This window comes from Pseudomonas putida (genome assembly GCA_029953615.1).
GTDB lineage: Bacteria > Pseudomonadota > Gammaproteobacteria > Pseudomonadales > Pseudomonadaceae > Aquipseudomonas.
On record CP124529.1, the window covers coordinates 4,241,117 to 4,265,019 of the forward strand.

Annotated in this window: 23 protein-coding genes and 1 pseudogene; 17 read left to right on the forward strand and 7 right to left on the reverse strand. The window is 63.1% G+C overall.

Annotated elements, in window-relative coordinates; translation table 11 throughout:
• Window positions 1–122 precede the first annotated feature (122 nt).
• Window positions 123–1,439 carry an OprD family porin gene (locus QIY50_19455; GenBank protein ID WGV19511.1) on the forward strand — a complete coding sequence of 439 codons (1,317 nt, stop codon included), beginning with the start codon at window positions 123–125 and terminating at the stop codon, window positions 1,437–1,439.
• A 247-nt stretch (window positions 1,440–1,686) separates the two neighbouring features.
• Window positions 1,687–2,403 carry a helix-turn-helix domain-containing protein gene (locus QIY50_19460; protein ID WGV19512.1) on the forward strand — a complete coding sequence of 239 codons (717 nt, stop codon included), beginning with the start codon at window positions 1,687–1,689 and terminating at the stop codon, window positions 2,401–2,403.
• A gap of 539 nt (window positions 2,404–2,942) precedes the next feature.
• Here the strand turns inward: QIY50_19460 and QIY50_19465 are convergent.
• The 3 genes from QIY50_19465 to QIY50_19475 form a co-directional block, all read right to left on the reverse strand.
• Complete coding sequence (locus tag QIY50_19465; protein ID WGV19513.1) at window positions 2,943–3,302, reverse strand: cupin domain-containing protein; 360 nt, start codon at window positions 3,300–3,302, stop codon at window positions 2,943–2,945.
• Window positions 3,299–3,907 (reverse strand): N-acetyltransferase, encoded by a 609-nt coding sequence (locus QIY50_19470; protein ID WGV19514.1) that lies wholly within the window; start codon window positions 3,905–3,907, stop codon window positions 3,299–3,301. Before QIY50_19470 ends, QIY50_19465 begins: the two co-directional genes overlap by 4 nt.
• Before the next feature lie 634 nt (window positions 3,908–4,541).
• Window positions 4,542–5,102 (reverse strand): nucleotidyltransferase family protein, encoded by a 561-nt coding sequence (locus tag QIY50_19475; protein WGV19515.1) that lies wholly within the window; start codon window positions 5,100–5,102, stop codon window positions 4,542–4,544.
• A gap of 289 nt (window positions 5,103–5,391) precedes the next feature.
• Here QIY50_19475 and QIY50_19480 point away from each other — a divergent pair, with 289 nt between their 5' ends.
• The 9 genes from QIY50_19480 (at window position 5,392) to QIY50_19520 (ending at window position 13,738) form a co-directional block, all read left to right on the forward strand.
• The gene (locus QIY50_19480; GenBank protein ID WGV19516.1) at window positions 5,392–5,682 is read left to right on the forward strand and encodes a hypothetical protein; all 291 of its coding nucleotides are present in this window, start codon (window positions 5,392–5,394) and stop codon (window positions 5,680–5,682) included.
• Window positions 5,683–5,693: 11 nt separating this feature from the next.
• Window positions 5,694–6,326: a hypothetical protein gene (locus QIY50_19485; GenBank protein WGV19517.1), complete on the forward strand. Its 633-nt coding sequence runs from the start codon at window positions 5,694–5,696 to the stop codon at window positions 6,324–6,326.
• Between the two features lie 433 nt (window positions 6,327–6,759).
• Window positions 6,760–7,017: a hypothetical protein gene (locus QIY50_19490; protein WGV19518.1), complete on the forward strand. Its 258-nt coding sequence runs from the start codon at window positions 6,760–6,762 to the stop codon at window positions 7,015–7,017.
• 199 nt (window positions 7,018–7,216) lie between these two features.
• Window positions 7,217–7,504 (forward strand): DUF3077 domain-containing protein, encoded by a 288-nt coding sequence (locus QIY50_19495; protein ID WGV19519.1) that lies wholly within the window; start codon window positions 7,217–7,219, stop codon window positions 7,502–7,504.
• Between the two features lie 97 nt (window positions 7,505–7,601).
• Window positions 7,602–8,177, forward strand: a complete 576-nt coding sequence (locus QIY50_19500; protein WGV19520.1) for a hypothetical protein — start codon at window positions 7,602–7,604, stop codon at window positions 8,175–8,177.
• 437 nt (window positions 8,178–8,614) lie between these two features.
• Entirely contained in the window at window positions 8,615–9,097 is a 483-nt protein-coding gene (locus QIY50_19505) for a formate dehydrogenase subunit gamma (protein ID WGV19521.1), read from the forward strand.
• The gene (locus QIY50_19510) at window positions 9,091–10,659 is read left to right on the forward strand and encodes an NADH-ubiquinone oxidoreductase-F iron-sulfur binding region domain-containing protein (protein WGV19522.1); all 1,569 of its coding nucleotides are present in this window, start codon (window positions 9,091–9,093) and stop codon (window positions 10,657–10,659) included. Before QIY50_19505 ends, QIY50_19510 begins: the two co-directional genes overlap by 7 nt.
• Entirely contained in the window at window positions 10,656–13,538 is a 2,883-nt protein-coding gene (fdhF, locus tag QIY50_19515; protein WGV19523.1) for a formate dehydrogenase subunit alpha, read from the forward strand. The genes QIY50_19510 and fdhF overlap by 4 nt, the downstream gene beginning before the upstream one ends.
• A complete protein-coding gene (locus QIY50_19520; protein ID WGV19524.1) occupies window positions 13,535–13,738 on the forward strand; it encodes a formate dehydrogenase subunit delta in 204 nt (67 codons plus the stop codon). Before fdhF ends, QIY50_19520 begins: the two co-directional genes overlap by 4 nt.
• Window positions 13,739–13,877: 139 nt before the next feature.
• Here QIY50_19520 and QIY50_19525 read toward each other — a convergent pair.
• Window positions 13,878–14,738, reverse strand: a pseudogene (locus QIY50_19525) (universal stress protein).
• Between the two features lie 154 nt (window positions 14,739–14,892).
• Between QIY50_19525 and miaE the strand changes: the two are divergent.
• Window positions 14,893–15,510 carry a tRNA isopentenyl-2-thiomethyl-A-37 hydroxylase MiaE gene (gene miaE / locus QIY50_19530; GenBank protein ID WGV19525.1) on the forward strand — a complete coding sequence of 206 codons (618 nt, stop codon included), beginning with the start codon at window positions 14,893–14,895 and terminating at the stop codon, window positions 15,508–15,510.
• A 22-nt stretch (window positions 15,511–15,532) separates the two neighbouring features.
• Here miaE and QIY50_19535 read toward each other — a convergent pair whose 3' ends face one another.
• Window positions 15,533–15,853, reverse strand: coding sequence for a DUF883 family protein (locus QIY50_19535; GenBank protein ID WGV19526.1), 321 nt, complete (start codon window positions 15,851–15,853; stop codon window positions 15,533–15,535).
• A gap of 128 nt (window positions 15,854–15,981) precedes the next feature.
• On the opposite strand from QIY50_19535, the gene QIY50_19540 reads away from it, so the two are divergent.
• On the forward strand, window positions 15,982–16,245 hold the full coding sequence (locus tag QIY50_19540; protein ID WGV19527.1) for a hypothetical protein: 264 nt from the start codon (window positions 15,982–15,984) through the stop codon (window positions 16,243–16,245).
• 18 nt (window positions 16,246–16,263) lie between these two features.
• On the opposite strand, the gene QIY50_19545 is transcribed toward QIY50_19540, so the two are convergent.
• The gene (locus QIY50_19545; GenBank protein ID WGV19528.1) at window positions 16,264–16,746 is read right to left on the reverse strand and encodes an LEA type 2 family protein; all 483 of its coding nucleotides are present in this window, start codon (window positions 16,744–16,746) and stop codon (window positions 16,264–16,266) included.
• A gap of 135 nt (window positions 16,747–16,881) precedes the next feature.
• On the opposite strand from QIY50_19545, the gene QIY50_19550 reads away from it, so the two are divergent.
• Window positions 16,882–18,003 (forward strand): sigma-70 family RNA polymerase sigma factor, encoded by a 1,122-nt coding sequence (locus tag QIY50_19550; protein WGV19529.1) that lies wholly within the window; start codon window positions 16,882–16,884, stop codon window positions 18,001–18,003.
• A gap of 231 nt (window positions 18,004–18,234) precedes the next feature.
• On the forward strand, window positions 18,235–20,661 hold the full coding sequence (locus tag QIY50_19555) for a TonB-dependent receptor (GenBank protein WGV23097.1): 2,427 nt from the start codon (window positions 18,235–18,237) through the stop codon (window positions 20,659–20,661).
• A gap of 114 nt (window positions 20,662–20,775) precedes the next feature.
• Here QIY50_19555 and QIY50_19560 read toward each other — a convergent pair whose 3' ends face one another.
• A complete protein-coding gene (locus QIY50_19560) occupies window positions 20,776–21,666 on the reverse strand; it encodes a LysR family transcriptional regulator (GenBank protein WGV19530.1) in 891 nt (296 codons plus the stop codon).
• A gap of 102 nt (window positions 21,667–21,768) precedes the next feature.
• Here QIY50_19560 and QIY50_19565 point away from each other — a divergent pair, with 102 nt between their 5' ends.
• Together QIY50_19565 and speB are read left to right on the forward strand one after the other, a co-directional pair.
• Window positions 21,769–22,848 carry a polyamine ABC transporter substrate-binding protein gene (locus QIY50_19565; GenBank protein WGV19531.1) on the forward strand — a complete coding sequence of 360 codons (1,080 nt, stop codon included), beginning with the start codon at window positions 21,769–21,771 and terminating at the stop codon, window positions 22,846–22,848.
• A 25-nt stretch (window positions 22,849–22,873) separates the two neighbouring features.
• Complete coding sequence (gene speB, locus QIY50_19570; protein ID WGV19532.1) at window positions 22,874–23,839, forward strand: agmatinase; 966 nt, start codon at window positions 22,874–22,876, stop codon at window positions 23,837–23,839.
• The last annotated feature ends 64 nt before the right edge of the window (window positions 23,840–23,903 follow it).

Genomic DNA, 23,903 nt, shown 5'->3' on the forward strand with positions numbered 1-23,903 from the left:
TGCGGCAAATTTAGATTTTCAGGCGTGTTTCGCGCTGCCTGTTGACGAGGTTGCGATAATCTGCCTCCATATAAAGAAATGTCGTTTCAAAATAATAACAACGATCCTTTGGAGTCTCTTGCTTGAAATCCCTACCTTCCCTCTGCCGCATTGCCTTGGCAGCAGGCGGCAGCGTCATAGGCTTGTCTGCCCAGGCCGACCTGATCGGTGACAGCCACGCGAACCTGTCGATGCGCAATTTCTACTTCAACAGCGATAACCGCGACGGCACGGCGCAGCCCTCCAGAACCGAGGAGTGGGCGCAAGGCTTTCTACTCGACCTGCGCTCCGGTTATACCGACGGTGTGGTTGGTTTCGGCGTGGACGCCACGGCCATGCTGGGCCTTACGCTGGACAGCGGCAGAGGGCGGCATCAGGGCGGTAGCATGATTCCTTCCGATGGCGAAGGCGCAGCCGACCGCTGGAGCAGCGCCGGTGCCACCGCCAAGATGAAGATGAGCCAGACCGAGCTGCGCGTGGGGCAACTGATGCCCAGGTTGCCGGTACTGGTGACCTCTGATGGCCGATTGCTGCCGCAGACCTTCCAGGGCGTGCAATTGCAGAGCAAAGACATCAATAACCTCACGCTCATCGGCGGGGCGCTGAACCGCGCCAGGGGCCGGGCTTCGACCGACCTCACCGGCATGGCCGTAAGCGGCGGCACTCAGGAGAGTGACCGTTTCAACTTTGTCGGTGCCGATTACCGCGCCACCCATACGCTGCTGCTGCAGTATTACGCCGGGCAACTCGAAGACTACTACCTGCAACAGTTCACCGGCCTCAATCACACCCTGGCGTTGACCGATGACAGCTCGTTGACCACTGACCTGCGCTATTTCCGCACCCGTGCGGACGGTGCCAACGGCAGTAGCTCAGGGCGTAGCCAGGGCTATACCGTTGGTGGATACACCAACGGTAGCGACGGGGAAATCGACAATGACCTGTGGAGTGCGGCGTTCACCTATCGTTTGCGGGGCCACTCGCTGACCCTGGGTTACCAGAGTGTTTCCGACGATAGCAACTTCGTACAGATCAACCAGGGTTCGATCGACAAGGGGGCTGGAGGCAGCAGCCTGTATCTGTGGACCGACAAGATGCTGCTCAGCTTCACGCGCGCGGGTGAGCGTACCGGGTTTGCCCAGTACGGCTATGACTTTGCTGCCAGCGGCATACCTGGGCTGAAGGCTTCGGTGATCTATTTGAAAGGCGACCACATCCAGGCAGCCGCAGGCGCCGAACAGTCGGAGTGGGAGCGGGACTTTTCGCTGGACTACGTGATACAGGGCGGCACGCTCAAAGGGCTTGGCGTGGCCTGGCGCAACGGCAAATCGCACAGCGAGGCAGCGCGCAATGGTGACCAGAACCGCCTGATCATCAACTACACCCTGCCGCTGTTCTGAGCATCGGCCAGTACAGCGAACGGGCCGCATCGGCTGTAAAGTTCGCTGATTGCCAGGTCAGTGGATATTTGCCCATACGATTGCGATCAACCTCTAGCCAGCAGGCGCACATATATTGCCCTGCTGGCTTTTTTTTCCTGGCACACACAGCGCATGCTACGTTGGCGGGGGCCGGCCGTTGTCGGATAATGAGGTTTTTCCGCCCTTGCGTACAGATTGAGGGCTTCGATCCTGTGAGGTTTTGCAAATGGTGAAAGCGCGGCCGCGTCCAGCGGTAAATGGTGTGGCATCGGCAGACCGTGTTTTGACCGTGCTGACCGCGTTTCAGATAGGCGACTCTGCGCTGAGCCTGGTTCAGCTGGTAGAACGTACCGGCCTCATCAAAAGCACGATCATGCGCTTGATGGTGTCTCTGGAAAACCATGGCTTCATCACGCGCATGGCTGACGGGCGTTATCAGCTAGCCAGCGAAGTCATGCGGTTGAACACGGTCTATCAAGAGGCGCTGGACCTCGAAAGGCATGTGATGCCACGTTTGCATGATTTGGCTGAAAAGTCAGGTGAGACCGCCTCCTTCTATGTGCGTCACGGTGCATATCGGATGTGTCAGTACCGTGTTAACTCTTCCCATCGACTTCGCCTCAATCTTCAACCCGGAGACATGCGTCCGATGGATGAAGCGGCAGGGGCACAGGCCTTGCGCGCGCCTTATCAAGTCGGCATTGCATTGCAGAAACCGTTCTACTCGAAGGGAGCCACCGACCCGCATGCGGCTTCAATGGCACTGCCCATCTACGGTGCGCAACAGGAACTGATGGGAGCCCTTGTAATTTCAGGGCCTGCGAGCCGTTTGACGGAGGAATATGCCGAAAGCCTCAAGCTCATGTTCTTCGAAGCTGCACGTGATCTGATGCGAAGCCTGGGCTTCAAGCCTGCGTCATTGGAGCCCGAGTCGGTCCAATAGGTCGAGCGCACGCTCACTCAACCAAGGCCAGCCACGGCCAACATGCCTGGTAGCTGGCAGCTTTTTCCCTGAACAAGCCTGGTCGGGGGGTGAGTGGCTGTGCTTTCGCGTAGAACACTGAATTCGCAAGCGGTCCGCGTACCCTGTGGGCTTTAGCCGCGAAGCATCCAGCTCGGTGCATGGCATTGGCTGCGCCGGTATGGCTATTCGAATGTCGCTGGTTCCATGACACATCGAACGTCTGCAAGGGGACCCAAAGCTGCCGGTGAGCCGAACAGCAATATTGTGCAGGGCGCAGGTGCCGGGTGCTTCGCGTACCGCTGTGGGAGCGGGCGCGCCCGCGAAGAATCCAATGCGGAGCCTGGCACCGGCTGCGCCGGTGTTCGCGGGCCCGCCCGCTCCCACAAAGTGCGCGTCGCACTAACGAAATCAATTTTTCAGCGTCGGCTATAGGGCAGTACCGGCCTCGTTGCCTGCAACGTCAACTCAGATCCAGACGTCATTCATAGCAGTTCGCTTACTTATGTTTCCCCCCGTGCCTAGTTCGCGGGCAAGAGGATCACGAAGTTCTTTTTCATGTCTTCCAGTACGGTCCATTTGCCCTTGGCGCCCGGTTCGATAATGAACGTGTCGCCAGCGGCCAGGGTGACGGGGGCGCACCCCTGAAGCTCGATGACGCAGCATCCACTCAGTACATGGCAGAACTCCCACACTTTGTAGTCGATGCGCCACGCCCCGGTGCTGGCTTCCCATTCTCCGGAAATGCGACCTTGCTGTTCATCGTGATAGTACTTGGACGTCAGCGTATGAGGGGTGCCTTCCACGACCTCTTCAAAAAAGGGAAGGTCGCGCACCGGTTGGATATCCAGTTCGCGGAACACGGTCAGTTTCTTGTTCATGGTGTTTTCTCGAGCACGTTGTGGGTAGGGCGATACATCAAATAGGCTTCACCGGTTACGCCCAGCATCGGGTGCGGAACGATCTGGCAGGTTTTAACAATCTGAAAACCGTGACGTTCATAGAAGCGGCGTGCACCGTGGTTTTCTGCATAATCGATCAGGCATAGCCCATTCAGGCCGTAGTCCTCGGCGCGCTGCTGGGCGTGGCGAAGAAACTGGACGCCCAGCCCCTGGCTGCGCCAGGCCTCATCCAGGGCCAGGCTGGAGATGTACAGGGTGTCGGGTATTTCCATGTCGGAATATGGCGCGAGCACCGGGTCTGTCTCGACAGGCCTGTCAGGTGTCTCGCGCAAGGCATAGCTATGCATCATGCCGATGACGCGCCCTTCGAAAGTGGCCATCAGGCAATTCTTGTAGGAAAAGTCGCCCTGTTCCCTGGCATAGCGAGACGCACCGACACTCAGCAATGCTTGTCCAGGTGCGGCAAGCTTGCTCCATATGTAATCGGCCATGCCCTCCGATGTCAGTTGAAAGAAGCGCGCAATATCGTGCGCGTCCGAGGCTTGAGCGGGTCTGAAGGCGATAGGCAAGTACAGTGCTCCCATGGGATCGGGTGGTCGGTTTTCAAGGATTACGCCTTTGGCAGGGTGGCAGGGTAGGCGGGTTCAACGGTTGCCATCATGCTCTGGGCGAACACCTTCAGCACGGTGTGCGACGCTGCCCCCTGCTCAAAGGCACATGACCATCTGATGGCTCAGGCCTGAGGCATCGATCGTGCAGTTGCCGGAGGTGGTGAGGCGAGAAGCGGGGTGACGTGGACTTCCATGGCGGAATGGCCGGACTCAGCGCAAGCCCGCTCCCAGAGGTAATGCACCTGGCTTGAGGCCACCGCAATCGAGGTGAGAGCAACAGTCTTGCTCAATTTCTAAAAAGCTGGCGCGATCCCTGTGGGAGCGGGCGTGTCGAGGCGTCGAACCGCCGCGAACACGGGCGAAGCCCGTGCCATCCACCGCGTCGCCTGTTTCGCGGGCTTGCCCGCTCCCACAGATACTGCGCATGGCTTGAGGTCAGCGCGGTCGGGTGGGAGCAACAGTCTTGCTCCATCAGGTTGCCTCATTGCCTGTAGGAGCAGCCTGTGCATGCCTGAAAGTCGGTGCTGACAATGTGGGCTGGCTTGCCTGCGATGGGCTGCATGGCAGCCCCGTTCCAGCACGGCCTTTACAGGTCAAAAGCGGACGCTCACTCAACCAAGGCCAGCCACGGCCAACGTGCCTGATAGCTGGCAGCTTTCTCCCTGAACAAGCCTTGCCGTGGGTTCAGCTCGTTCATCCTGAGCAGGTCGTTCTGCAGGTCGTCCAGACCATGCGTGCTGTAAAGTTCGCCAGTGCCCACATCGACCCCCAGGCAGGTCGACCGGATCAGATACCGGTCGATGCCGTCCGTGGCCTTGTTCAAGGGCGAATAGGTGCCGCCGAACTTCGCCTCGTACCACAAGTGAACACGGGCCTGATTGCGCACCTCAACGTTGATGCCCAAGTGCGCACACGCTTGATGAACCCGGGCGATGACACGGTCTTCTGCCTCCCAGGACAAGTCGGCGTCGAAATAGGCGATGTCATAGTCCTTGATACCCCATTCGGCAGGTAGCCCGGCGCGGTGGTTCCAGAACGTCTGGAACAGCGCGCCTGCCGTCAACATGCAGTGTGGGATATCCAGCTTTGGCAGGGTCGCCAGCAATGCCCGGTTTATCGGGTTCTCGCGGATGATTGCCAGCACCTGTTCGTTCGTCAGTGAATGCATGGGTACCGTCCTTGGTGGTTGCATTGCGCTGGGCTGAGCTTACCTGAATGACGCCTCGGTAATGTGGCGATGAGAGCAGGTTTTGCCCTCGAATGGTCAGTCGGAAAAGGCCATGAAAGCGTTGGTTACATTGCTCTACGCCGTCCTGCGGTCAATCGGACCATAGTTCATGCGTGTTCCGTATCACTGCCGTGAGCTGCTCGAGGTGCCGCTGGTCGCCCGGGCTCGGCAAACGGTAGATTTGATTCGGGTTTTGTACGATGATTTTCGTAATTGGCAGGGATGAGCTATGAAATTCGGCTTCAGGGAGGCCCAGCGAGCGGTGATAGCGGCGCTTGAGTCAGGGGAGTATCAACACGTTTCACGCAGGGATATCGACGTAAAGAACCTGCTGGCTACAGGAGAAGTGTCAGCCGGCGAGGTTTCCGAAGTCGTTCGCTCATGTCGGGGTATCCATCACGTCAGCACCCCTAACCATGCCGTTGCAGCCATCGAGGTGCATGTGCTCCAACGGGAGGGTTGGTACATAAAGTTCTTTTTCATCGAGCCAGACACCTGGTTCATCAGCGTTCACCAGTGAGTACCCAGATCATGAAGATCTTTTTTGAAGGCGACAGAGGAAAAGCGCTTTGCGAGCATTGCCAGGCCGTGGTGCCCACGCACTATGCTCGCCGGGATGTGCCGTTTAGCGATGGCCAAGGGGTGGCCAAGGACATTCTGGTGGGGGTGTGCGCCCGTTGTGATGGTGTGGTCGCCATTCCATCGCAATCCACGCCGGCCATCCGGGAGGCGCGCAAGCAGCAGCTCAAGTCGATCGAGGCGCGTTTGCCGGCGGTCTATCTGGATGTACTCGATGCGGCCATGCATGCGGTCAGTAATGAGGCGGGAGCAAATTTGCGCAAGTTGTTCCTTGCCCACTATTTCCAACAGTTGGTGCAGGCGCAGCAGTGTGGGCAATTGCATACGGCGCATCAAACGTTCCTTCAGGCGCTGGAGGAACAGCGAGAGGAGCGCGGGCTTGCGCGTTCCAATGCAACCCGGCGCTTGTCGATGAAGGTCAATCCATACATGGCAGAGGACATGCTTGCGCTTCAGCAGCATACAGAGATGAACCAGACCGAATTGCTGAAGGCTGTGATCGCGCGTATTCAGGCGGATGTGCTGGAGAATCGGGATCAGGAGGTGATTCGAGTCTTGCAGCGACTGGCGCGGTTGGCGTTGTAGTGAGCATTTGAAAGAAGCACAGCGTACCGCCAAGCGCTGTGCTTCACATTCGGATCTTGAGTCTTTTTGAAGAAACTCGTACCTGTTCCTACAAGAACTAATCAGATTTTTCCCCTTCCTCGTAGTCCATTTCTGAATCATCCTTTTCAAGCCGTTTCACCATTGCGATGGAAACCTGAGCCCCCTAGTCTCGCCCTGTCGTTGCAAATTCAACGACCGGGTCTGCAAGCCTGGGGAAGTATCGAAAGCGTGCTCATCATCGAGCCGTTGGTGTGTGCCAACGGTTGTGCTTAATGGTGGCTGCGTACGGGTGACCTTCGGGTCAGCCGGGTTTTTCTCGATCTTCCCCGGTCTTGCAGGCCCGTACGCAGCCGCCACCCATTCTCTGCAAGGGATGGGGTGTGGTTTTCTCTCACGAAATCGAGATGTGACCATGCTCAAAATAGTCCCGGATCCACCCATTTTTTCTGACCCATCCCATCACCTGGAAGACACCCTGACCCAGGCCACGGAATACGTGCTCTGCGCCTTGTCCGTAGGCCATCACGCCATTGCCTTGCTCCCCAGATCTCCCGCCACGATCATGACCCTGGTGGTCGTGCATGAAATGGAGGCTGTGCGCACGCTGCTGGAGTCGGCGATTGCGCAGGTGCAGCTCAGGGGCAGGCCACAGATGCATACGTTGCATTGACTGGCTGACTATCAATTTTTGCCAGGCTGGGTGGTGTGATTTCCCTGCCAAGGCAGCGATGCGGGATCAATGTTGTGGGGGATGGCACGGGCTGCGCCCGTGTTCGCGGTGAACCCGCTCCCACAGAATAGGGGGTAGCCCCAGATTCTACCTCCTGAGGGAAATCGCACTGGCTGGCGGATTCACAAGAGGGTTTCAGATGGACAAGGATATGGATGACGACACCGGCACACTGGGCCTGACCGTAGGTTCGGCGACGTTCCTGGACGGTGTACTGGACGGCAAGAAACTGTTCCGCGTAGAACCGGGAAACTGCTGCGACCATGCCATCGAACAAGCGTCGGTCTTGATGGACTGCTCACGGCGAGCGTCGTTCATCGGGGTAATGGACAACGAACCGGTGCTGGTCTGGGCTTCGCACTTTCTCTGCGACATGGCCAAGGCGTTGATGGATGACGCCCATATGGGCATGCGCAAGAACCGATAACCGTGGACGGGGCAGGGTGCGCTTGGCACCCTGCCAGTATTGTCTGGTTTTCCTGTAGGGGTTAGGTTGACGGGCTCTCTTCAAGGAAGATTACCCCATGAAACGGACCTTACCGCTGCTGTTCGCCTGCGCGTTTTTCCCCCTGCAAGCCTGGTCGGCGCTGGAAGTCGGCCAGTTCACCCTGGGCATGCCCAAGCCCCAGACCATGGCCATTCTGCAGCAGCAGTTCGGCGAGGTGAAGCAGTTCACCGGCTATCACTACCAGGTGCCCACCGAGTTCTTTCAGGGGCGCAACCCCAAGGGTAATTACAGCCTCGGCGGTATTGCCATCACGCAAGTGAAGGCGTCGTTCAATGAGGCCGACCAACTTCGCCAGGTGGAGGTGCGGCTGGCCAGCACCGACGAGGCGCGGGTCCAGCAACTGTTGCCGATGACCAGGCAGGCCAGGCCTGTACCGAATAGCGGTGGCCGGCTCGAGGCGTTTTCCGCGGACGGCGAGCTGGTCTACTGGGTGTCCAAAGACCGGGACTGGATCGTGGTGACCATCGCCGACAAGGCCAGCTCGGAACAGAACATCAAGGCGCGAGCCAAGAGTGATGAACGCTTTGCCCAGCTGAACCGCAAGTTCGACAAGCTGATCGAGACGGCCGAGGCGGTGGAAGGCAAGCACTGATCGGCAAAGCCGGGCAGCTTTCAAGCCTTGCGCAGGCCTGTTCTCATGGAACGGCACATAATTCATTGAATCAGCAGGGCCATTGTGGGAGCGGGCAGGCCCGCGAACACCGGCGTAGCCGGTGCCATCTATTGCGCCGCCTGCTTCGCGGTCACGCTCGCTCCCACATGGGACGCGGACCACTTGCGAACTCGGCCCAATACGCGAAACCCGCGTCGGTTTCAGGATGCGCCTGGTCGTTCGCACGCAACCCCTCGACGCCACAAATGCCATGCTTGCAGGATGCCTTCGGACCAGCGCGCACAGACGTGCGGCCGTGGGCAAGGAGGCCGCTGGCAGCACGCAACCGTGACGTGGCCGGCGCGCCGCAGCAGAACACGCCGGATACCTGCCCTCACAACAATTCAGGCAGGGTCCGTGATGCCGAGGTCCGCTGAATGCCTGATGAATTGCTCCACTTGCCTGTGATCCACCGCATCCTGGCCCGCGACAAGGATACCCCCGGCGCCCTGTTGCCGATCCTGCATGCCATTCAACACGACGTTGGCTACATTCCCGATGCCGCTGTCGCCGAAATTGCCCACGCCCTGAACCTCAGCCTTGCCGAGGTGCGCGGGGTGATCAGTTTCTACCATGATTTCCGCACCACGCCACCGGCGCGCCATACCCTGCGCCTGTGCCGCGCCGAGTCCTGCCAGAGCCGGGGCTCCGAGGCGCTGGCCGCGCAACTGCGCGAACAGCTGGCGCTGGACGACCACGGCACCAGCGCCGACGGCGCCATCAGCCTGCGCCCGGTGTACTGCCTGGGCGCCTGTGCCTGCTCGCCAGCGCTGGAACTCGACGGCCAGGTGCACGCGCGCCTTACCCCTGAGCGCCTGCGCGCGCTGGTCAATGCCTGCCGGGAGGACGCAGCATGCTGAAGCTGTATATCCCCTGCGACTCGGTAGCCCGCGCCGTGGGCGCCGACCAGGTCGCCGCTACCTTGCTGCGCGAGGCCGAGCGCCGCCAGCTGCCGCTGGACATCCAGCGCACCAGTTCCCGCGGGCTGTACTGGCTGGAGCCATTGCTGGAATGCGACAGCGCGCAAGGGCGCCTGGGTTTCGGCCCGGTTACCCCGGAAGACGTGCCGTCCTTGCTCGACGCCTTGACCGTTGAGCCCGGTGAACCCGGCGGCCATTCGCTGGCGCTGGGGCCCGTCGAAGACATCCCTTACCTCAAGACCCAGCAGCGCCTGCTGTTCGCCCGCGCCGGCATTACCCGCCCATTGTCGCTGGACGACTACCGCGCCCATGGCGGCTTCGCCGGCCTGGAAGCGGCCGTGGCCCTGGACGGTGCCGAGGTGGTCGCCGCCGTGCTCGATTCCGGCTTGCGCGGTCGCGGCGGTGCAGCGTTCCCGGCCGGCATCAAGTGGCGCACCGTGCGTGACGCCGGGGCCGGGCAGAAGTACGTGGTATGCAACGCCGACGAGGGTGACTCCGGTACCTTTGCCGACCGGATGCTGATGGAAGGTGACCCGTTCCTGCTGATCGAGGGCATGATCATTGCCGGCCTCGCCGTGGGTGCCGACAAGGGCTACATCTATGTGCGCTCGGAATACCCCGACGCCATCCGCGTGCTCGACCAGGCTTTCGCCATCGCCCGTGACGCTGGATACCTCGGCAACGACGTGGCCGGTAGCGGCCAGGCCTTCGACCTGGAAGTGCGGGTCGGCGCCGGCGCCTATATCTGCGGCGAAGAAACCGCGCTGCTCGAATCCATCGAAGGCAAGCGCGGCATCGTCCGCGCCAAGCCTCCGCTGCCCGCACTGCAGGGCCTGTTCGGCCTGCCGACGCTGGTGCACAACGTACTCACCCTGGCCTCGGTACCCATCATCATGGCCAAGGGCGCGGCGTTCTATCGCGACTTCGGCATGGGCCGCTCGCTGGGCACCATGCCATTCCAGCTGGCCGGCAACATCCGCCAGGGCGGCCTGGTGGAACGCGCCTTTGGCCTGACCCTGCGCGAACTGGTGGAAGGCTATGGCGGCGGCACGGCCAGTGGCCGGCCGCTGAAGGCCGCGCAGGTGGGTGGCCCGCTCGGTGCCTGGGTACCGCCCAGCCATTTCGACACGCCGCTGGACTATGAAGCCTTCGCTGCCATGGGCGCGATGCTCGGCCATGGTGGTGTGGTAGTGGCCGACGACACCTTGAACATGGCCAGCATGGCGCGCTTTGCCTTGCAGTTCTGTGCCGAAGAGTCCTGTGGCAAATGTACCCCGTGCCGCATCGGCTCGACCCGGGGCATGGAAGTGGTCGACCGGCTGATCGCCACCAGCGACCTGTCCGAGCGGCATGACCAGGCCCTGTTGCTGCGCGACCTGTGCGACACCATGCAATACGGGTCGCTGTGCGCCATGGGCGGCATGACCGCCTATCCGGTGGCCAGCGCCCTCAAGTACTTCCCTGCCGATTTCGGGCTGACCCACACGGAGGCCGCACAGTGATCAATTTTTTCGACCCCGCTTCTGATAAAAGCAGCGACCTCGGCACCCCGGCCCGTGACAGCGAGGTACAGGTCAGCCTGAGCATCGATGGCCGCGCCATCACCGTGCCCGCCGGCACCTCGGTGATGCGTGCCGCGGCCATGCTCGGCACCAGCATCCCCAAACTGTGCGCCACCGACAGCCTCGAAGCCTTCGGCTCGTGCCGCATGTGCATGGTGGAAATCGAAGGCATGCGTGGCTACCCGGCCTCCTGCACCACCCCGGTCAGCGAAGGTATGGTGGTGCACACTGAAACCCCGCGCCTGGCCGGTTTGCGCCGCAACGTGATGGAGCTGTACATCTCCGACCACCCGCTGGACTGCCTGACCTGTTCGGCCAACGGCAACTGCGAGCTGCAGACCGTGGCCGGCCAGGTGGGCCTGCGCGAGGTACGCTACGGCTATGACGGTGCCAACCACCTGGCCGAGAAGAAGGATGTATCCAACCCGTATTTCGACTACGAGCCGAGCAAGTGCATCGTCTGCAGCCGCTGCGTGCGTGCCTGCGAGGACATCCAGGGCACCTTCGCCCTGACCATCACCGGGCGCGGCTTTGAATCGAGGGTGGCGGCGGCGGGTGGTGAAAACTTCCTCGCCTCCGAGTGCGTGTCGTGCGGCGCCTGCGTGCAGGCCTGCCCGACCGCGACCCTGACCGAAAAGAGCCTGGTGCAGCTGGGCCAACCCGAGCGTGCGGTCATCACCACCTGCGCCTACTGCGGCGTCGGTTGCTCGTTCCGTGCCGAGATGAAGGGCGACCAGCTGGTGCGCATGGTCCCGGACAAGAACGGCGGCGCCAACCACGGCCACGCCTGCGTCAAGGGCCGCTTCGCCTGGGGCTACGCCACTCACCCGGACCGCATCACCAAGCCGATGATCCGCAAGCGCCTGGAAGACCCATGGCAGGAAGTCAGCTGGGACGAGGCGGTGACCTACGCCGCCAGCGAATTCCGCCGTATCCAGCTGAAGTACGGTCGCGACTCCATCGGTGGCATCACCTCCAGCCGCTGCACCAACGAAGAAGCCTACCTGGTGCAGAAACTGGTGCGCACGGCGTTCGGCAACAACAACGTGGATACCTGCGCACGGGTATGCCATTCGCCCACCGGCTACGGCCTGAAGCAGACCCTGGGTGAATCGGCCGGTACGCAAAGCTTCGACTCGGTGATGCAGGCCGACGTGGTGCTGGTGATCGGCGCCAACCCCACCGATGCCCACCCGGTATTCGGCTCGCAGCTCAAGCGCCGCCTGCGCCAGGGCGCGCGGCTGATCGTGATCGACCCGCGACGCATCGACCTGGTCGACTCGCCGCACGCTCGCGCCGAGCTGCACCTGCAACTGCGCCCCGGCACCAACGTGGCCATGCTCAACGCCCTGGCCCACGTGATCGTTACCGAAGGCCTGCTGGCCCAGCGCTTCATTGATGCCCGCTGCGAAACCGAGGATTTCGCCCGCTGGCGCGACTTCGTCAGCCTGGCGGAAAACGCCCCCGAAGTGCTTGGCCCGGTCTGCGGCGTGCCTGCCGAGCAGATCCGCGCCGCCGCCCGGCTGTATGCCACCGGCGGCAACGCGGCGATCTACTACGGCCTGGGCGTGACCGAGCACAGCCAGGGCAGCACCGCGGTGATGGGCATCGCCAACCTGGCCATGGCCACCGGCAACATCGGCCGGGAAGGGGTAGGGGTGAACCCGCTGCGCGGGCAGAACAATGTGCAGGGCTCGTGCGACATGGGCTCGTTCCCTCACGAACTGCCCGGCTACCGGCATATTTCCAACGAGGGCGTGCGTGCCGAGTTCGAGCGTGCCTGGGGCGTGACCCTGCAGCCCGACCCGGGCTTGCGCATCCCCAACATGTTCGAGGCAGCGCTGGACGGCAGCTTCAAGGCCCTGTACTGCCAGGGCGAAGACATTGCCCAGAGCGACCCCAACACCCAGCACGTCACCGCGGCCCTGCTGGCCATGGAGTGCGTGGTGGTGCAGGACATCTTCCTCAATGAAACAGCCAAGTTCGCCCATGTGTTCCTGCCGGGCAGCTCGTTCCTGGAGAAGGACGGCACCTTCACCAACGCCGAGCGACGCATCTCGCGGGTGCGCAAGGTCATGGAGCCGCTGGCCGGCAAGGCCGACTGGGAGGCGACCATGGCCCTGGCCAACGCCCTGGGCTACCCGATGAACTACCGTCATCCGTCCGAGATCATGGACGAGATCGCCCGCCTGACGCCTACCTTCCACCGTGTCAGCTACGCCGAGATCGACCGCCACGGCAGCCTGCAGTGGCCGTGCAACGACGCAGCGCCGGATGGCACGCCAACCATGCACATTGACCAGTTCGTGCGCGGCAAGGGGCGCTTCATGCTCACTGGCTACGTGCCCACCGAGGAGAAGGTCAACAACCGCTTCCCGCTGCTGCTGACCACCGGGCGCATCCTCAGCCAGTACAACGTCGGCGCCCAGACCCGGCGCACCGGCAACGTCGCCTGGCATGACGCCGACCGTCTGGAAATCCACCCCACCGACGCTGAAAGCCGTGGCATCCAGGATGGCGACTGGGTTGGCATTGGCAGCCGCGCCGGGCAGACGGTGCTGCGCGCCAAGGTCAGTGCGCGGGTAGCGCCAGGGGTGGTGTACACCACGTTCCACTTCCCCGAATCGGGGGCCAACGTGATTACCACCGACAACTCCGACTGGGCTACCAACTGCCCTGAGTACAAGGTGACGGCGGTGGAGGTGGTGAAGGTATTCCAGCCTTCGCAGTGGCAGAAGCGTTACCAGGACTTCAGTGACGAGCAACGGCGTTTGCTGAAGGAGCGCCGTATTGCGGAGAAAACCGAGGTGCGCCGATGAGCGCTGAGAACCTGGTCAAGATGGCCAACCAGATTGCCCATTACTTCGACAGCGAGCCAGACCGGGCGCTGGCGGTGCAAGGGGTACGGCAGCATCTGCAAAGCTTCTGGACGCCGGCGATGCGCCGGCAGCTGGCGGAATGGGCCGAGGCCAATGCAGGGGAGGGCCTGGACCCGAAGGTGCGGGAGGCGTTGGCCTAGCTATCGGTACTGATTGGGGCTGCTGCGCAGCCCATCGCCGGCAAGCCAGCTCCCACAGGTACTGCACATGACTTGAGGTCAATGCGGTCGATGTGGGAGCTGGCTTGCCGGCGACAGGGCCCTGACAGATTGAATTCCAGCCGCGGGCCAGCTCGGCCAGGTGCGCGATGGCTTCCTCGCTCTTGAGTACCAGCACATCCCCCTCCAGCGCATCCAGCACCACCTCCGAGGTATTACCAATCAACGCCCCGGAAATCCCCGTGCGGCACACCGTGCCGATCACCGTCACGACCGCATCGAGCTTCTTCTCGGTATGCGGGATCAGCACATCCGCCGGCCCTTCAGCCACATGCAGGCGGTCGTCGCTGATGCCGTACTCTGCCTGGAATGCCTTGCACGCCTCGCGGTAACGCTTCTCGATGGTTTCGCTCAACTGGTACACCGGGTCCGACGCCGACAGCATCGGCGAAGGATGGGCGCTGATGACGTGCAACTCGCCCTTGGCCAGTTTGGCAATCTGGAAGCCATGGTCGATGATGCTGGCATGCAGGCGGCGGTGGTCCTCGTCCTGGTTGCCCACGTCCACCGCGGCCAGGAACTTGCCGCCGGTCCACGGCCGCTCGCTCTTCACCATCAGCACGGCACACGGGCACTGGCGCAGCAGCTTCCAGTCGCTGGGAGTGAGCAGGGCCTTTTTCAGCGGGTTGTCCGGGCGGTGTTCCTTGATCACCAGCTCGCAGCCCTCGGCCTGTTGCACATAGATGATGGTGTCGTGCAGGTTGTCGCGCCAGGCCTCTTCATGGGTGACATTGTCATACCCGTCATCATGCAACTGGCTGCTCAGCAGGCTCAGCAGCGCGCAGTGGTCATGCCTTCTGTCGCACATCAGCAGGTGCAGGCGGGCGCCGGTGACGCCGGCGATCAGCTTGGCCCGGGTCAGTGCCCGGCTGTGGGCGTGCTCGGGGTCGAGAACGACAAGGATGCTGCGGACGGCTTGCATGGGCGTTAGCTCCCTTCAAAGGTGGCGACCAATGCCTGACTATAGTCGGCGCTTCCCCCGCTGGCGCTTGATGCATATCAAGCATAGTCACTGGCGCCGCCCACCGCCGCCGGTATAATCGCCGGCCTTGCCCGTTCTGTGTGGTTGCACGCTTATGTCCCTGATCCCCGAAATCGACGCCTTTCTTGGTTGCCCGACCCCAGACGCCTGGATCGAAGCGGCGCTCGCCGACCAGGAAACCCTGCTGATCGACCACAAGAACTGCGAATTCAAGGCTGCCAGCACCGCCCTGAGCCTGATCGCCAAGTACAACACCCACCTCGACCTGATCAACATGATGTCGCGCCTGGCCCGCGAGGAACTGGTGCACCACGAACAGGTTCTGCGCCTGATGAAACGCCGTGGCGTGCCGCTGCGCCCGGTGTCGGCGGGGCGTTATGCGTCGGGGCTGCGGCGTCTGGTGCGCGCTCACGAGCCGGTCAAGCTGGTGGATACGCTGGTGGTGGGGGCGTTCATCGAGGCGCGCAGCTGCGAGCGCTTCGCCGCGCTGGTACCGCACCTGGACGAGGAGCTGGGCCGCTTCTACCACGGCCTGCTGAAGAGCGAAGCGCGCCACTACCAGGGTTACCTGAAGCTGGCGCACAACTACGGCGATGAGGCGGACATCGCCCGCCGGGTGGAACTGGTGCGCGCGGCGGAGGTGGAGTTGATCCAGTCACCGGACCAGGAGCTGCGCTTTCACAGCGGCATCCCGCTGGCGCAGGCCGCCTGATTCGCACCAGGCGGCCCTGGCGTCAGTGACGGCGTCCCAGCAGCAGGCCGACCACCAGCCCGAGGCCCGCGGAAATGGCCACGGTCTGCCACGGGTGGCCACCGATGTAGTCCTGGGTAGCCGCCACCACCGGTTGCGCCTTGCCGCGTACCTTGTTGGCGGCTTGGCGCGCCTGGCGTAGCTTGAGGCTTACCTGCGCGCGCAGGGTTTCCGCTTCGTCACCCACCAGGGCGGCGCTTTCGTTCAGCAGCTTTTCCGATTCTTCGATCAGCGCCTGCAGTTCGCTGAATACCTGGTCCTTGATCTGATCGCTGTCGGCCAGCGCGGCGTTTTTCCGGGCCATGAACTCGTCCTCGTCGATGGTGTGGCTAGAACAATGGATGCCGGCGCGTCGGGAAAGTTGCGGCGGCATTGGGTGTTGCAATACCTGGGTGTAAGATAGCGGCCATTTTCAAAGTTGCAGGTACCTTCATGAGTTTCAATCTGGCCAACATGAGCTTCGAGGAACGGGCGCAGATCGAGGCAGAGAAGGCCCGGCTGTTCGAACTGTGGCAGAACAACCTGGGCAAGGCCAAGGGCGAAGCGGCGCGGCTGATTGCCGAAAAACCACGGCGCAAAGGCAAATGGGCCGAGTGGGTGCGCGCCGAGCTGGATGGCATGTCGCCGCCCGAATACGCCAACATGGTGCGCAGCGAAGTCAACAAGCTGATGGCCGCAGCCAGCGCCAACCGCTGATCACACCCCGCCAGGCGCCTACCAGTAGGCGCCCTTGGGCAGGTCCAGCTTGCCCTCGTCGGTAAAACGCACGGTCCCCAGCAGCCCGCCGGCCAGCTTGCCGCGCAGCACATAGGGCAGGCCCTGCAACGAGCCCGCCTGGCCCAGCCCATAGGCCTGGCGCAGGAAGGAAAACGCCGTGATGCTCACCGGTACCACGACCACCGCTTCGCCATAACGGCCGATATGCCCCTGCTGGTCGCTGACCCCGGCCGCCAGCGGCTGGCCGTTCACTTCCAGGTTCAGGGCGATGCCGTTGTAGTCGATTGGCGCCTCGTTGGGGTTTTGCACTCGCATCTTCACCGCCATGCGCAATTCCAGCTCTTGCCCGGTTAGCGGCTCTATCCCGATCACGCTGATATTGACCGGGTCGCGTGGCTGGAACAGCGCACAGGCCCCCAGGCCGCAGGCCAGCAGCAGGACCAGGAGCAGGCGGGCGTAGCGGTGCAGACGGGCAGCCATGGAGTGCGACCTTGCCAGAGTGGGCGAATGGGCAGTGTGGCAAATACGCGTCGGCGTTGAAAGTCTCCCTCCGGATGAAAGATACTGTTTCTCATTAACGCCCGATAAAACTTCCTACTGGCCATGCCCAAACCCATGCTGACCTCACCCGTGTCGGGCCTGCTGGCGAGTTTCCAGGAGCACCACGACGACCTGCTGCAGTTTCTGACCCGGCGCATGAGCGACCGCCAGCGCGCTGCCGACGTTGCGCAGGAAACCTACCTGAAGCTGGTGAGCATCGACCAGCAGGCGGTGCCGGTGTTGCACGCGCGCAGTTTCATCTTCCGCGTGGCCGGCAACTTGGCGATCGATGCCTTGCGCCGCGAGCAGCGCATTGCCGCCAGCCACGACGACAGTGAGCGGGCAGCTGAGGTGGTTTGCCCGGCGCCGGCACCCGAGGCGGTGTTGCTGGCCCGGGAGCGCCTGCAGATCCTCGATCAGGCGCTGCTGCAGCTGTCCGACAATGCCCGTCAGGCGCTGTTGCTCAACCGCGTCGAAGGCCTGACCCAGGCGCAGATCGCGCAACGCTTGGGCGTTTCCGAAAGCATGGTGGCGAAATACATCGGCCAGGCCCTGCGCCATTGCCGAGGCTGGCTCAAGCAGGCGGGTGTTGCTGCTGCACTGCTGTTGGCGGTTGGTGTGGCGGGTTGGCAGCAGGCGCCGGTGCTGCTGGCGGATTACCGCACGGGGGTGGGTGAGCGGCAGGTGTTGACCCTGGCCGATGGCACACGGGTGACGCTGAACAGCGCCAGTGCGCTGAGCGTGGTGTTCAGCGACCGTGAGCGGCGGGTGGTGCTGGCGTCTGGCGAAGCCTTGTTCGAGACCACGGACGATTCACGGCCCTTCGTGGTCGATACGGCCGGTGAGCGAGTGCAGGGGAGTGCGGCCACCTTCAGCGTGCGTCGCGATGGCCGCGTGGTATTGGCACAGGGCGAAGCCAAGGTTGGCGCGCATGAACTGGCAGTTGCGGCGGATGCCGGCACGCAGATGGCCTGGCAGCGAGGCAAGCTGATCTTCAACGGCAAGCCGCTGGGGCAGGTGCTGGCGGAGCTCGAGCGTTACCGGCATGGGCGCATTGTGCTGTCGGATAGCAGGCTGGCGGCGATGGAGGTGAGCGGGGTGTTCGACCTCGATGAGCCGGAGGCCCTGTTGCGGACCCTTGAACAGCGGTATGGGCTGAAGGTGACCTACCTGCCGTGGCTGGCCGTGGTGCATTGATTCGTCTGTGCCGGCCTCTTCGCAGCGCAAGGCTGCTCCTGCAACGAACGCACAGCCTTCAGACGGGCGCGATCCCTGTAGGAGCAGCCTTGTGCTGCGAAGAGGCTGGTACAGAAATAAAAATATTTTCCATTTGGCACTGCAAGTTCCAGCCAGCCAGATCGTCGTAGTGAGACTGATCAGCAACCAATTCTCATTTACGACTTGTCAGGAAGCTCATTCGTGCCTCTGATGCTCAAGCCTTTGCACCGCCGCCGCGGTCCACTTCACCATGCCCTGATGTCCTGCAGTGCCCTGGCCATGCTGGTTGGCCCGCTGCAAGCGTCGGCCTCGACCACCACCGAACAGGCCCAGACCCAGGCCCGCCTGGTCCAGCTCGACCTGCCGGCCCAGCCGCTGGACCAGGCCCTGACCACGTTCGCCGACCAGGCCGGCCTGCACCTGCTGTACACCACCGGCGATGTCGCCGGCCAGGGCAGCCCGGCCTTGCAGGGTAACTACAGCATCGAGCAGGCCCTGCAGCAGTTGCTGGCCGGCAGCGGCATGAGCTGGCACTTCAGCGATGCCCGCACGGTGACCCTGCGCAGGGCAGACGCCGCGCCGCAGGCGGTCAACCTCAAGCCGATCGAGGTCAGCGTGGCCTCGCGCACCAGCACCGCGATCAGCGAAATCCCCGGCACCGTGTGGGTGGTCGACCAGCAGCAGCTGCGCGAGCAGATCGACAGCGGCGTCAGCCTGAAGGAAGCCATCGGCAAGCTGGTCCCAGGCCTCGACCTAGCGCCGGAAGGGCGCACCAACTACGGCCAGAACATGCGTGGGCGCAACGTGCTGGTGATGATCGACGGGGTCAGCCAGAACAGCTCGCGCGGCCTGTCGCGCCAGTTCGACAGCATTTCGCCGTTCAACGTCGAGCGCGTCGAAGTGCTGTCCGGCGCCAGTGCCATTTACGGTGGCGGCGCGACCGGCGGCATCATCAACATCGTGACCAAGAAGGGCGAACCCGGCCCGGCGCGTTTCGAGACCCAACTCGGTGCCAGCAGCGGCTTCAACAACAGCGACGACCTCGCCACCCGCTTCGCCCAGTCGATCAGTGGCGGCAACGAGCGGTTCAACGGCCGGCTGGGGGTTTCCGGCGAGCAGAACGAAGCCTTCTACGACGGCGCCGGCGACCAGATTTTCATCGACAATACCCAGACCGACTTGCAGTACAACCGCACCATCGACGTACTCGGCACCTTGGGAATGCAACTGAACGACCAGCAGAGCCTGGACCTGTTGGCCCAGTACTATGACTCCGGCAACCACGGCAGCACCGGCATCTACTTCCCCAACCTGAACTACAACGCCCCGTCCGACCTGGAAGACGCTGAACTGCGCAGTGGCTACTCGTCGGACCTGGAGCCGCGCACCCGGCGCCTGCTGCTAAATGCCAACTACCACCACACCGACGTGCTGGGCCAGGATTTCTACCTGCAGGCCTCGTACCGCAAGGAAGACGACAACTTCTACCCGTTCCCGTACTACAACCGCGCCACGCCTACCGGCGCGCGCGGTGTGTACTTCGCCGCCTCGCAGCAGAACTTCGAGGTCACCAGCCTCAAGGGCCTGTTCGCCAAGCAGTGGGACACGCTGAAGCTGACCTATGGCGTCGACCTGGACCGTGAGCGCTTCAACGCCGAGCAGACCACCTTCAACGCCCAGACATCCTCCGAGTCGGGTGGCCTGGAGCTGGAAAAGGACAGCAAGGCCGCACGCTACCCCAGCTACCGGGTCGATGGCGTGTCGGTATACGCCCAGCTGGACTGGCATGCCACCGATAACCTGACCCTGTCCGGCGGCGCCCGGCGCCAGCAGATGGATGTGGACGTCAGTGACTTCAAGGGCGTGCCGGGCGGTAGCAACGATTACCAGGTCAACCTGTTCAACGTCGGTGCCATCTACGACTTCAAGAACGGCCACCAGGCATGGGCCAACTACGGCGAAGGCTTCGACCTGCCCGACCCGGCCAAGTACTACGGCAAGCCCGGGCTGAGCGTGGCCGACAACCCGCTGGCCGGCATCAAGAGCCGCCAGGTGGAGCTGGGCTGGCGCTATGCCGACCTGGACTGGGATGCCCAGGCGGCGCTGTACTACATCTGGTCGGACAAGATCATCAACGTCGATTCGCAGACGCTGACCATCAATGTGGAAGATCAGAAGAGCCGTGACTTCGGTTTCGAAGGCGCGCTGACCCGCCACTTCCAGACCGGCTGGGAAGCCGGTGGCACCCTGCACCTGACCCGCTCCGAGGAAGAAGATGCCGATGGTGGCTGGATCAAGCGCGATGCCCGCTATGCCTCGTTGTCCAAGGCTACCGCGTTCGTCGGCTGGAAGGGCGATGGCCGCAGTGCGCGGCTGCAGGCCAACCATGCCTTCAGCCTGAAGGACGATGCCGACCACGAGATCGACGGCTACACCACCTTCGACCTGCTGGGCAGCCAGGACACCGGCTTCGGTACCTTCAGCGCCGGCATCCAGAACCTGCTGGACAAGCAGTACAGCACGGTCTGGGGGCAGCGTGCGACGCTGTTCTACTCGCCGACCTACGGGCCGGCGTACCTGTATGACTACCAGGGGCGCGGGCGTACCTACACCCTGACCTGGAGCATGGCTTACTGATTGATGTTGCCTGAACTTGCCTCTTCGCGGGCTTGCCCGCTCCCACAGGTACGGCGCCGCCCTCTGGCATTGTGAGGTCCCTGTGGGAGCGGGCAAGCCCGCGAAGAGGCCGGTTCAGGAGAACGTCGCCAGCAAATCCTGCGCAAACGCCTGCTGCGCCTCGCCAACCGCCTGTGCCCGATGCCTGGCCAGGGTAAACGGCACCACAAAGTCCAGCCCCCGGTCCAGCGCCCACAGCAGCCCCTCAGCCTCCCAGGCGTGCGCGCAATGGCACGGCAGATAGCCAATATGCCGCCCCGACAGAATGAACGTCAGCACGCTTTCGATCTGCTCCGCCACCGCCATGCTGCGCTGGCTCTGGAACGGCTCACCGCCCTTTAGAAACCGGTACGGATGGCGCACCTGGTCCATCGCCAGCAACCGCTCCCGGCTGACGCCAGCCGCACCGAACAGCACATGCCCCTTGCCGCAATACAGCCGCTGCCGCTCTTCGAACAGCGGCTGGTAATCGAAGGCTGCCTGGTTGCCGGAAAAGTAGCTGATGGCGTAATCCAGCCGCTGCTCCAGCAATAGCCGCTCCAGCTCTGCCGGCGGCGCACTGATCAGTTCCAGCTGCACCGCCTCCTCGCGCCTGCGAAACGCCGTAATGGCCGCTGCCAGCTTCAGGCTTACCGTCTTGTCCTGGTTCTCCGCCATGCCGATCCGCACGGTCCCCAGTAGCCGCCCGGCAACGCCATTGGCCTGCTGGCGAAACTGTTCGATGTTCAGCAATAACCCACGGGCGGCGTCCAGCAACAACGTGCCTTTTTCCGTCAGGTGAAAACCGCCCTTGCCGCGGCTGCACAGGCGGTAGCCCAGCCGCGCTTCCAGCTGCGCCATGCGCTGGCTGATGGTGGGCTGGCTCAGCCCCAGCACGCCTTGCGCGGCACTGAAGCCACCGGCCTCGACTACAGTGACGAACAGCCGCAGCAGGTGCAGGTCGGGGTCGTGCACTTGTCCGAGCATTACATTGCTCCTGATAAATGTCAGCTTTGCAAACTTGCCATTCCTGCAATGTAACCCGGCTGGCATGCTCGCGGCATCCACCCATTTGCCGAGGTGTCCGCCATGCGTCGATCGTTATGCCTGTTGTCTCTGGTCCTGGCCTTGCCGCTGCAGGCTGAAGAAAAGGTCGTCAACCTCTACAGCTGGGCCGACTATGTCGCCCCGCAAACCCTCCAGCGTTTCGAACAGGAAACTGGCTACAAGGTGCGCTACGACACCTTCGATACCACCGAGGTACTGGAAACCAAGCTGCTGACCGGTGGCAGCGGCTATGACGTGGTGGTGCCGTCGTCGACCGTGCTGGCCCGGGCACTCAAGGCCAATGCCCTGCAACCGCTCGACCCCCAGGCCATGCCCGGCTACGCCAACCTCGACAAGGACCTGCTGGCCAAGCTGGCCGAGGCCGACCCCGGCAACCGCCATGCCGTACCCTACACTTGGGGCACCCTGGGCCTGGGGGTGAATGTGGAGGCCGTGCGCCAGCGCCTGGGTGATGTGCCGCTGGACAGCCTCGATCTGCTGTTCAAGCCTGAGTACGCCAGCCGGTTGAAGGACTGCGGCATCGCCATGCCCGACTCGCCGCAGGAGGTGATCGGCGTGGCCCTGAATTACCTGGGCAAGGACCCTTACAGCCAGAACAAGGACGACCTGGCCGCCGCGCAGGACCTGCTGAGCCAGCTGCAGCCGTCGATCAGCTACGTCGCCAATGGCCGGCAGATCAGCGACCTGGCCAACGGCAGCGTGTGCCTGGCACTGACCTACAACGGCGATGCGGCGATGGCCGCCGACCAGGCGCGCCGCGCCGGCAAGCCGTTCGAGCTGATCTACCGCATCCCCCGCGAAGGCACGCTGGTGTGGCAGGACAACCTGGTCATCCCCAAGGACGCCCCGCACCCCGAGGCCGCGCGGGCGTTCATCGCCTTCATGCTCAAGCCCGAGTCGGTGGCCGCGCTGACCAACACGCTGTTCTTCGCCAACGCCAACCAGGCGGCCACGCCGCTGGTGGACGAAGCACTGCGCAACGACCCGGACATCTACCCGCCGGCCACAGTGCGCCAGCGCCTGTATGCCGACCGCAGCATGGCCCTGGCCGACCTGCGCCAGCGCAACCGCCTGTGGACCGCGTTCCGCAGCCGCCAGTAACCCACAGCGACAAAGGAGCCCGACCGTGGAGCAAGCCGCAAATAACGACCAGGCCATGACCCGCGACAGCCTGTATGGCACCGCTGCGGAAAGTACCTACGCAGGCATTACCAGTTTCTCCAGGCGCCGTTACAGCCGCGACCTGCGTGGTGTCGATGTGGTGGTCAGCGGTGTGCCGTTCGATACGGCCACCAGCAACCGCCCCGGTGCGCGGTTCGGCCCGCGGGCGATCCGCGCTGCCTCGGTACAGCAGGCCTGGGCCCGGCACTGGCCGTGGGCGTTCGACCCGTTCGACCACCTGGCGGTGATCGACTATGGCGATTGCGCCTTCGACAGCGGCACCCCACAGGCGGTACCGGACAGCATCGAGGCCCATGCCACGCATATTCTGCAAGCAGGCTGCGCCATGCTCACCCTGGGTGGCGACCACTTCATCAGTTACCCGCTGCTCAAGGCCCATGCCCGCCGCCATGGCCCGCTGGCGCTGATTCACTTCGATGCGCACAGCGACACCTGGCCGGACGAGGAAGGCAAGCGCATCGACCACGGCACCATGTTCTGGCATGCCGCCCGCGAAGGCCTGGTGGACCCGGCCAGCTCGGTGCAGATCGGCCTGCGCACCACCAATGACGACAGCCAGGGCTTTGCCATCCTCGATGCCCGCCAGGTGCACCGGCAGGGCACCGAGGCGGTGATCGCGGCGATTCGTCAGCGGGTGGGCGAGCGGCCGGTGTACCTGACCTTCGATATCGACTGCCTCGACCCGGCCTATGCGCCCGGTACCGGCACACCGGTGTGCGGCGGGCTGAGCACGGTACAGGCGCTGGAAATCCTCGGCGGGCTGCGCGGCATCAACCTGGTGGGCATGGACCTGGTGGAGGTGGCGCCAGCCTATGACCATGCCGACATCACCGCACTGGCGGGGGCGACCCTGGCGATGGAAATGCTGTGCCTGTATGCGGCGCGGCACAAGGTGGACAAGGGCCTGTAACCTGGGGCCGCTTTACGGCCCATTCGCAGCACAAGGCTGCTCCCACAGGGTTACGCGATTCCCT

Excerpts from the sequence above, each read along its gene's own strand:
- QIY50_19460 (WGV19512.1), top strand. The coding sequence starts at position 1,687 with ATGGTGAAAGCGCGGCCGCGTCCAGCGGTAAATGGTGTGGCATCGGCA.
- QIY50_19465 (WGV19513.1), bottom strand. The coding sequence starts at position 3,302 with ATGAACAAGAAACTGACCGTGTTCCGCGAACTGGATATCCAACCGGTG.
- QIY50_19470 (WGV19514.1), bottom strand. The coding sequence starts at position 3,907 with ATGGGAGCACTGTACTTGCCTATCGCCTTCAGACCCGCTCAAGCCTCG.
- QIY50_19475 (WGV19515.1), bottom strand. The coding sequence starts at position 5,102 with ATGCATTCACTGACGAACGAACAGGTGCTGGCAATCATCCGCGAGAAC.
- QIY50_19480 (WGV19516.1), top strand. The coding sequence starts at position 5,392 with ATGAAATTCGGCTTCAGGGAGGCCCAGCGAGCGGTGATAGCGGCGCTT.
- QIY50_19485 (WGV19517.1), top strand. The coding sequence starts at position 5,694 with ATGAAGATCTTTTTTGAAGGCGACAGAGGAAAAGCGCTTTGCGAGCAT.
- QIY50_19490 (WGV19518.1), top strand. The coding sequence starts at position 6,760 with ATGCTCAAAATAGTCCCGGATCCACCCATTTTTTCTGACCCATCCCAT.
- QIY50_19495 (WGV19519.1), top strand. The coding sequence starts at position 7,217 with ATGGACAAGGATATGGATGACGACACCGGCACACTGGGCCTGACCGTA.
- QIY50_19500 (WGV19520.1), top strand. The coding sequence starts at position 7,602 with ATGAAACGGACCTTACCGCTGCTGTTCGCCTGCGCGTTTTTCCCCCTG.
- QIY50_19505 (WGV19521.1), top strand. The coding sequence starts at position 8,615 with ATGCCTGATGAATTGCTCCACTTGCCTGTGATCCACCGCATCCTGGCC.
- QIY50_19510 (WGV19522.1), top strand. The coding sequence starts at position 9,091 with ATGCTGAAGCTGTATATCCCCTGCGACTCGGTAGCCCGCGCCGTGGGC.
- QIY50_19520 (WGV19524.1), top strand. The coding sequence starts at position 13,535 with ATGAGCGCTGAGAACCTGGTCAAGATGGCCAACCAGATTGCCCATTAC.
- miaE (WGV19525.1), top strand. The coding sequence starts at position 14,893 with ATGTCCCTGATCCCCGAAATCGACGCCTTTCTTGGTTGCCCGACCCCA.
- QIY50_19535 (WGV19526.1), bottom strand. The coding sequence starts at position 15,853 with ATGGCCCGGAAAAACGCCGCGCTGGCCGACAGCGATCAGATCAAGGAC.
- QIY50_19540 (WGV19527.1), top strand. The coding sequence starts at position 15,982 with ATGAGTTTCAATCTGGCCAACATGAGCTTCGAGGAACGGGCGCAGATC.
- QIY50_19545 (WGV19528.1), bottom strand. The coding sequence starts at position 16,746 with ATGGCTGCCCGTCTGCACCGCTACGCCCGCCTGCTCCTGGTCCTGCTG.
- QIY50_19550 (WGV19529.1), top strand. The coding sequence starts at position 16,882 with ATGCTGACCTCACCCGTGTCGGGCCTGCTGGCGAGTTTCCAGGAGCAC.
- QIY50_19555 (WGV23097.1), top strand. The coding sequence starts at position 18,235 with ATGCTCAAGCCTTTGCACCGCCGCCGCGGTCCACTTCACCATGCCCTG.
- QIY50_19560 (WGV19530.1), bottom strand. The coding sequence starts at position 21,666 with ATGCTCGGACAAGTGCACGACCCCGACCTGCACCTGCTGCGGCTGTTC.
- QIY50_19565 (WGV19531.1), top strand. The coding sequence starts at position 21,769 with ATGCGTCGATCGTTATGCCTGTTGTCTCTGGTCCTGGCCTTGCCGCTG.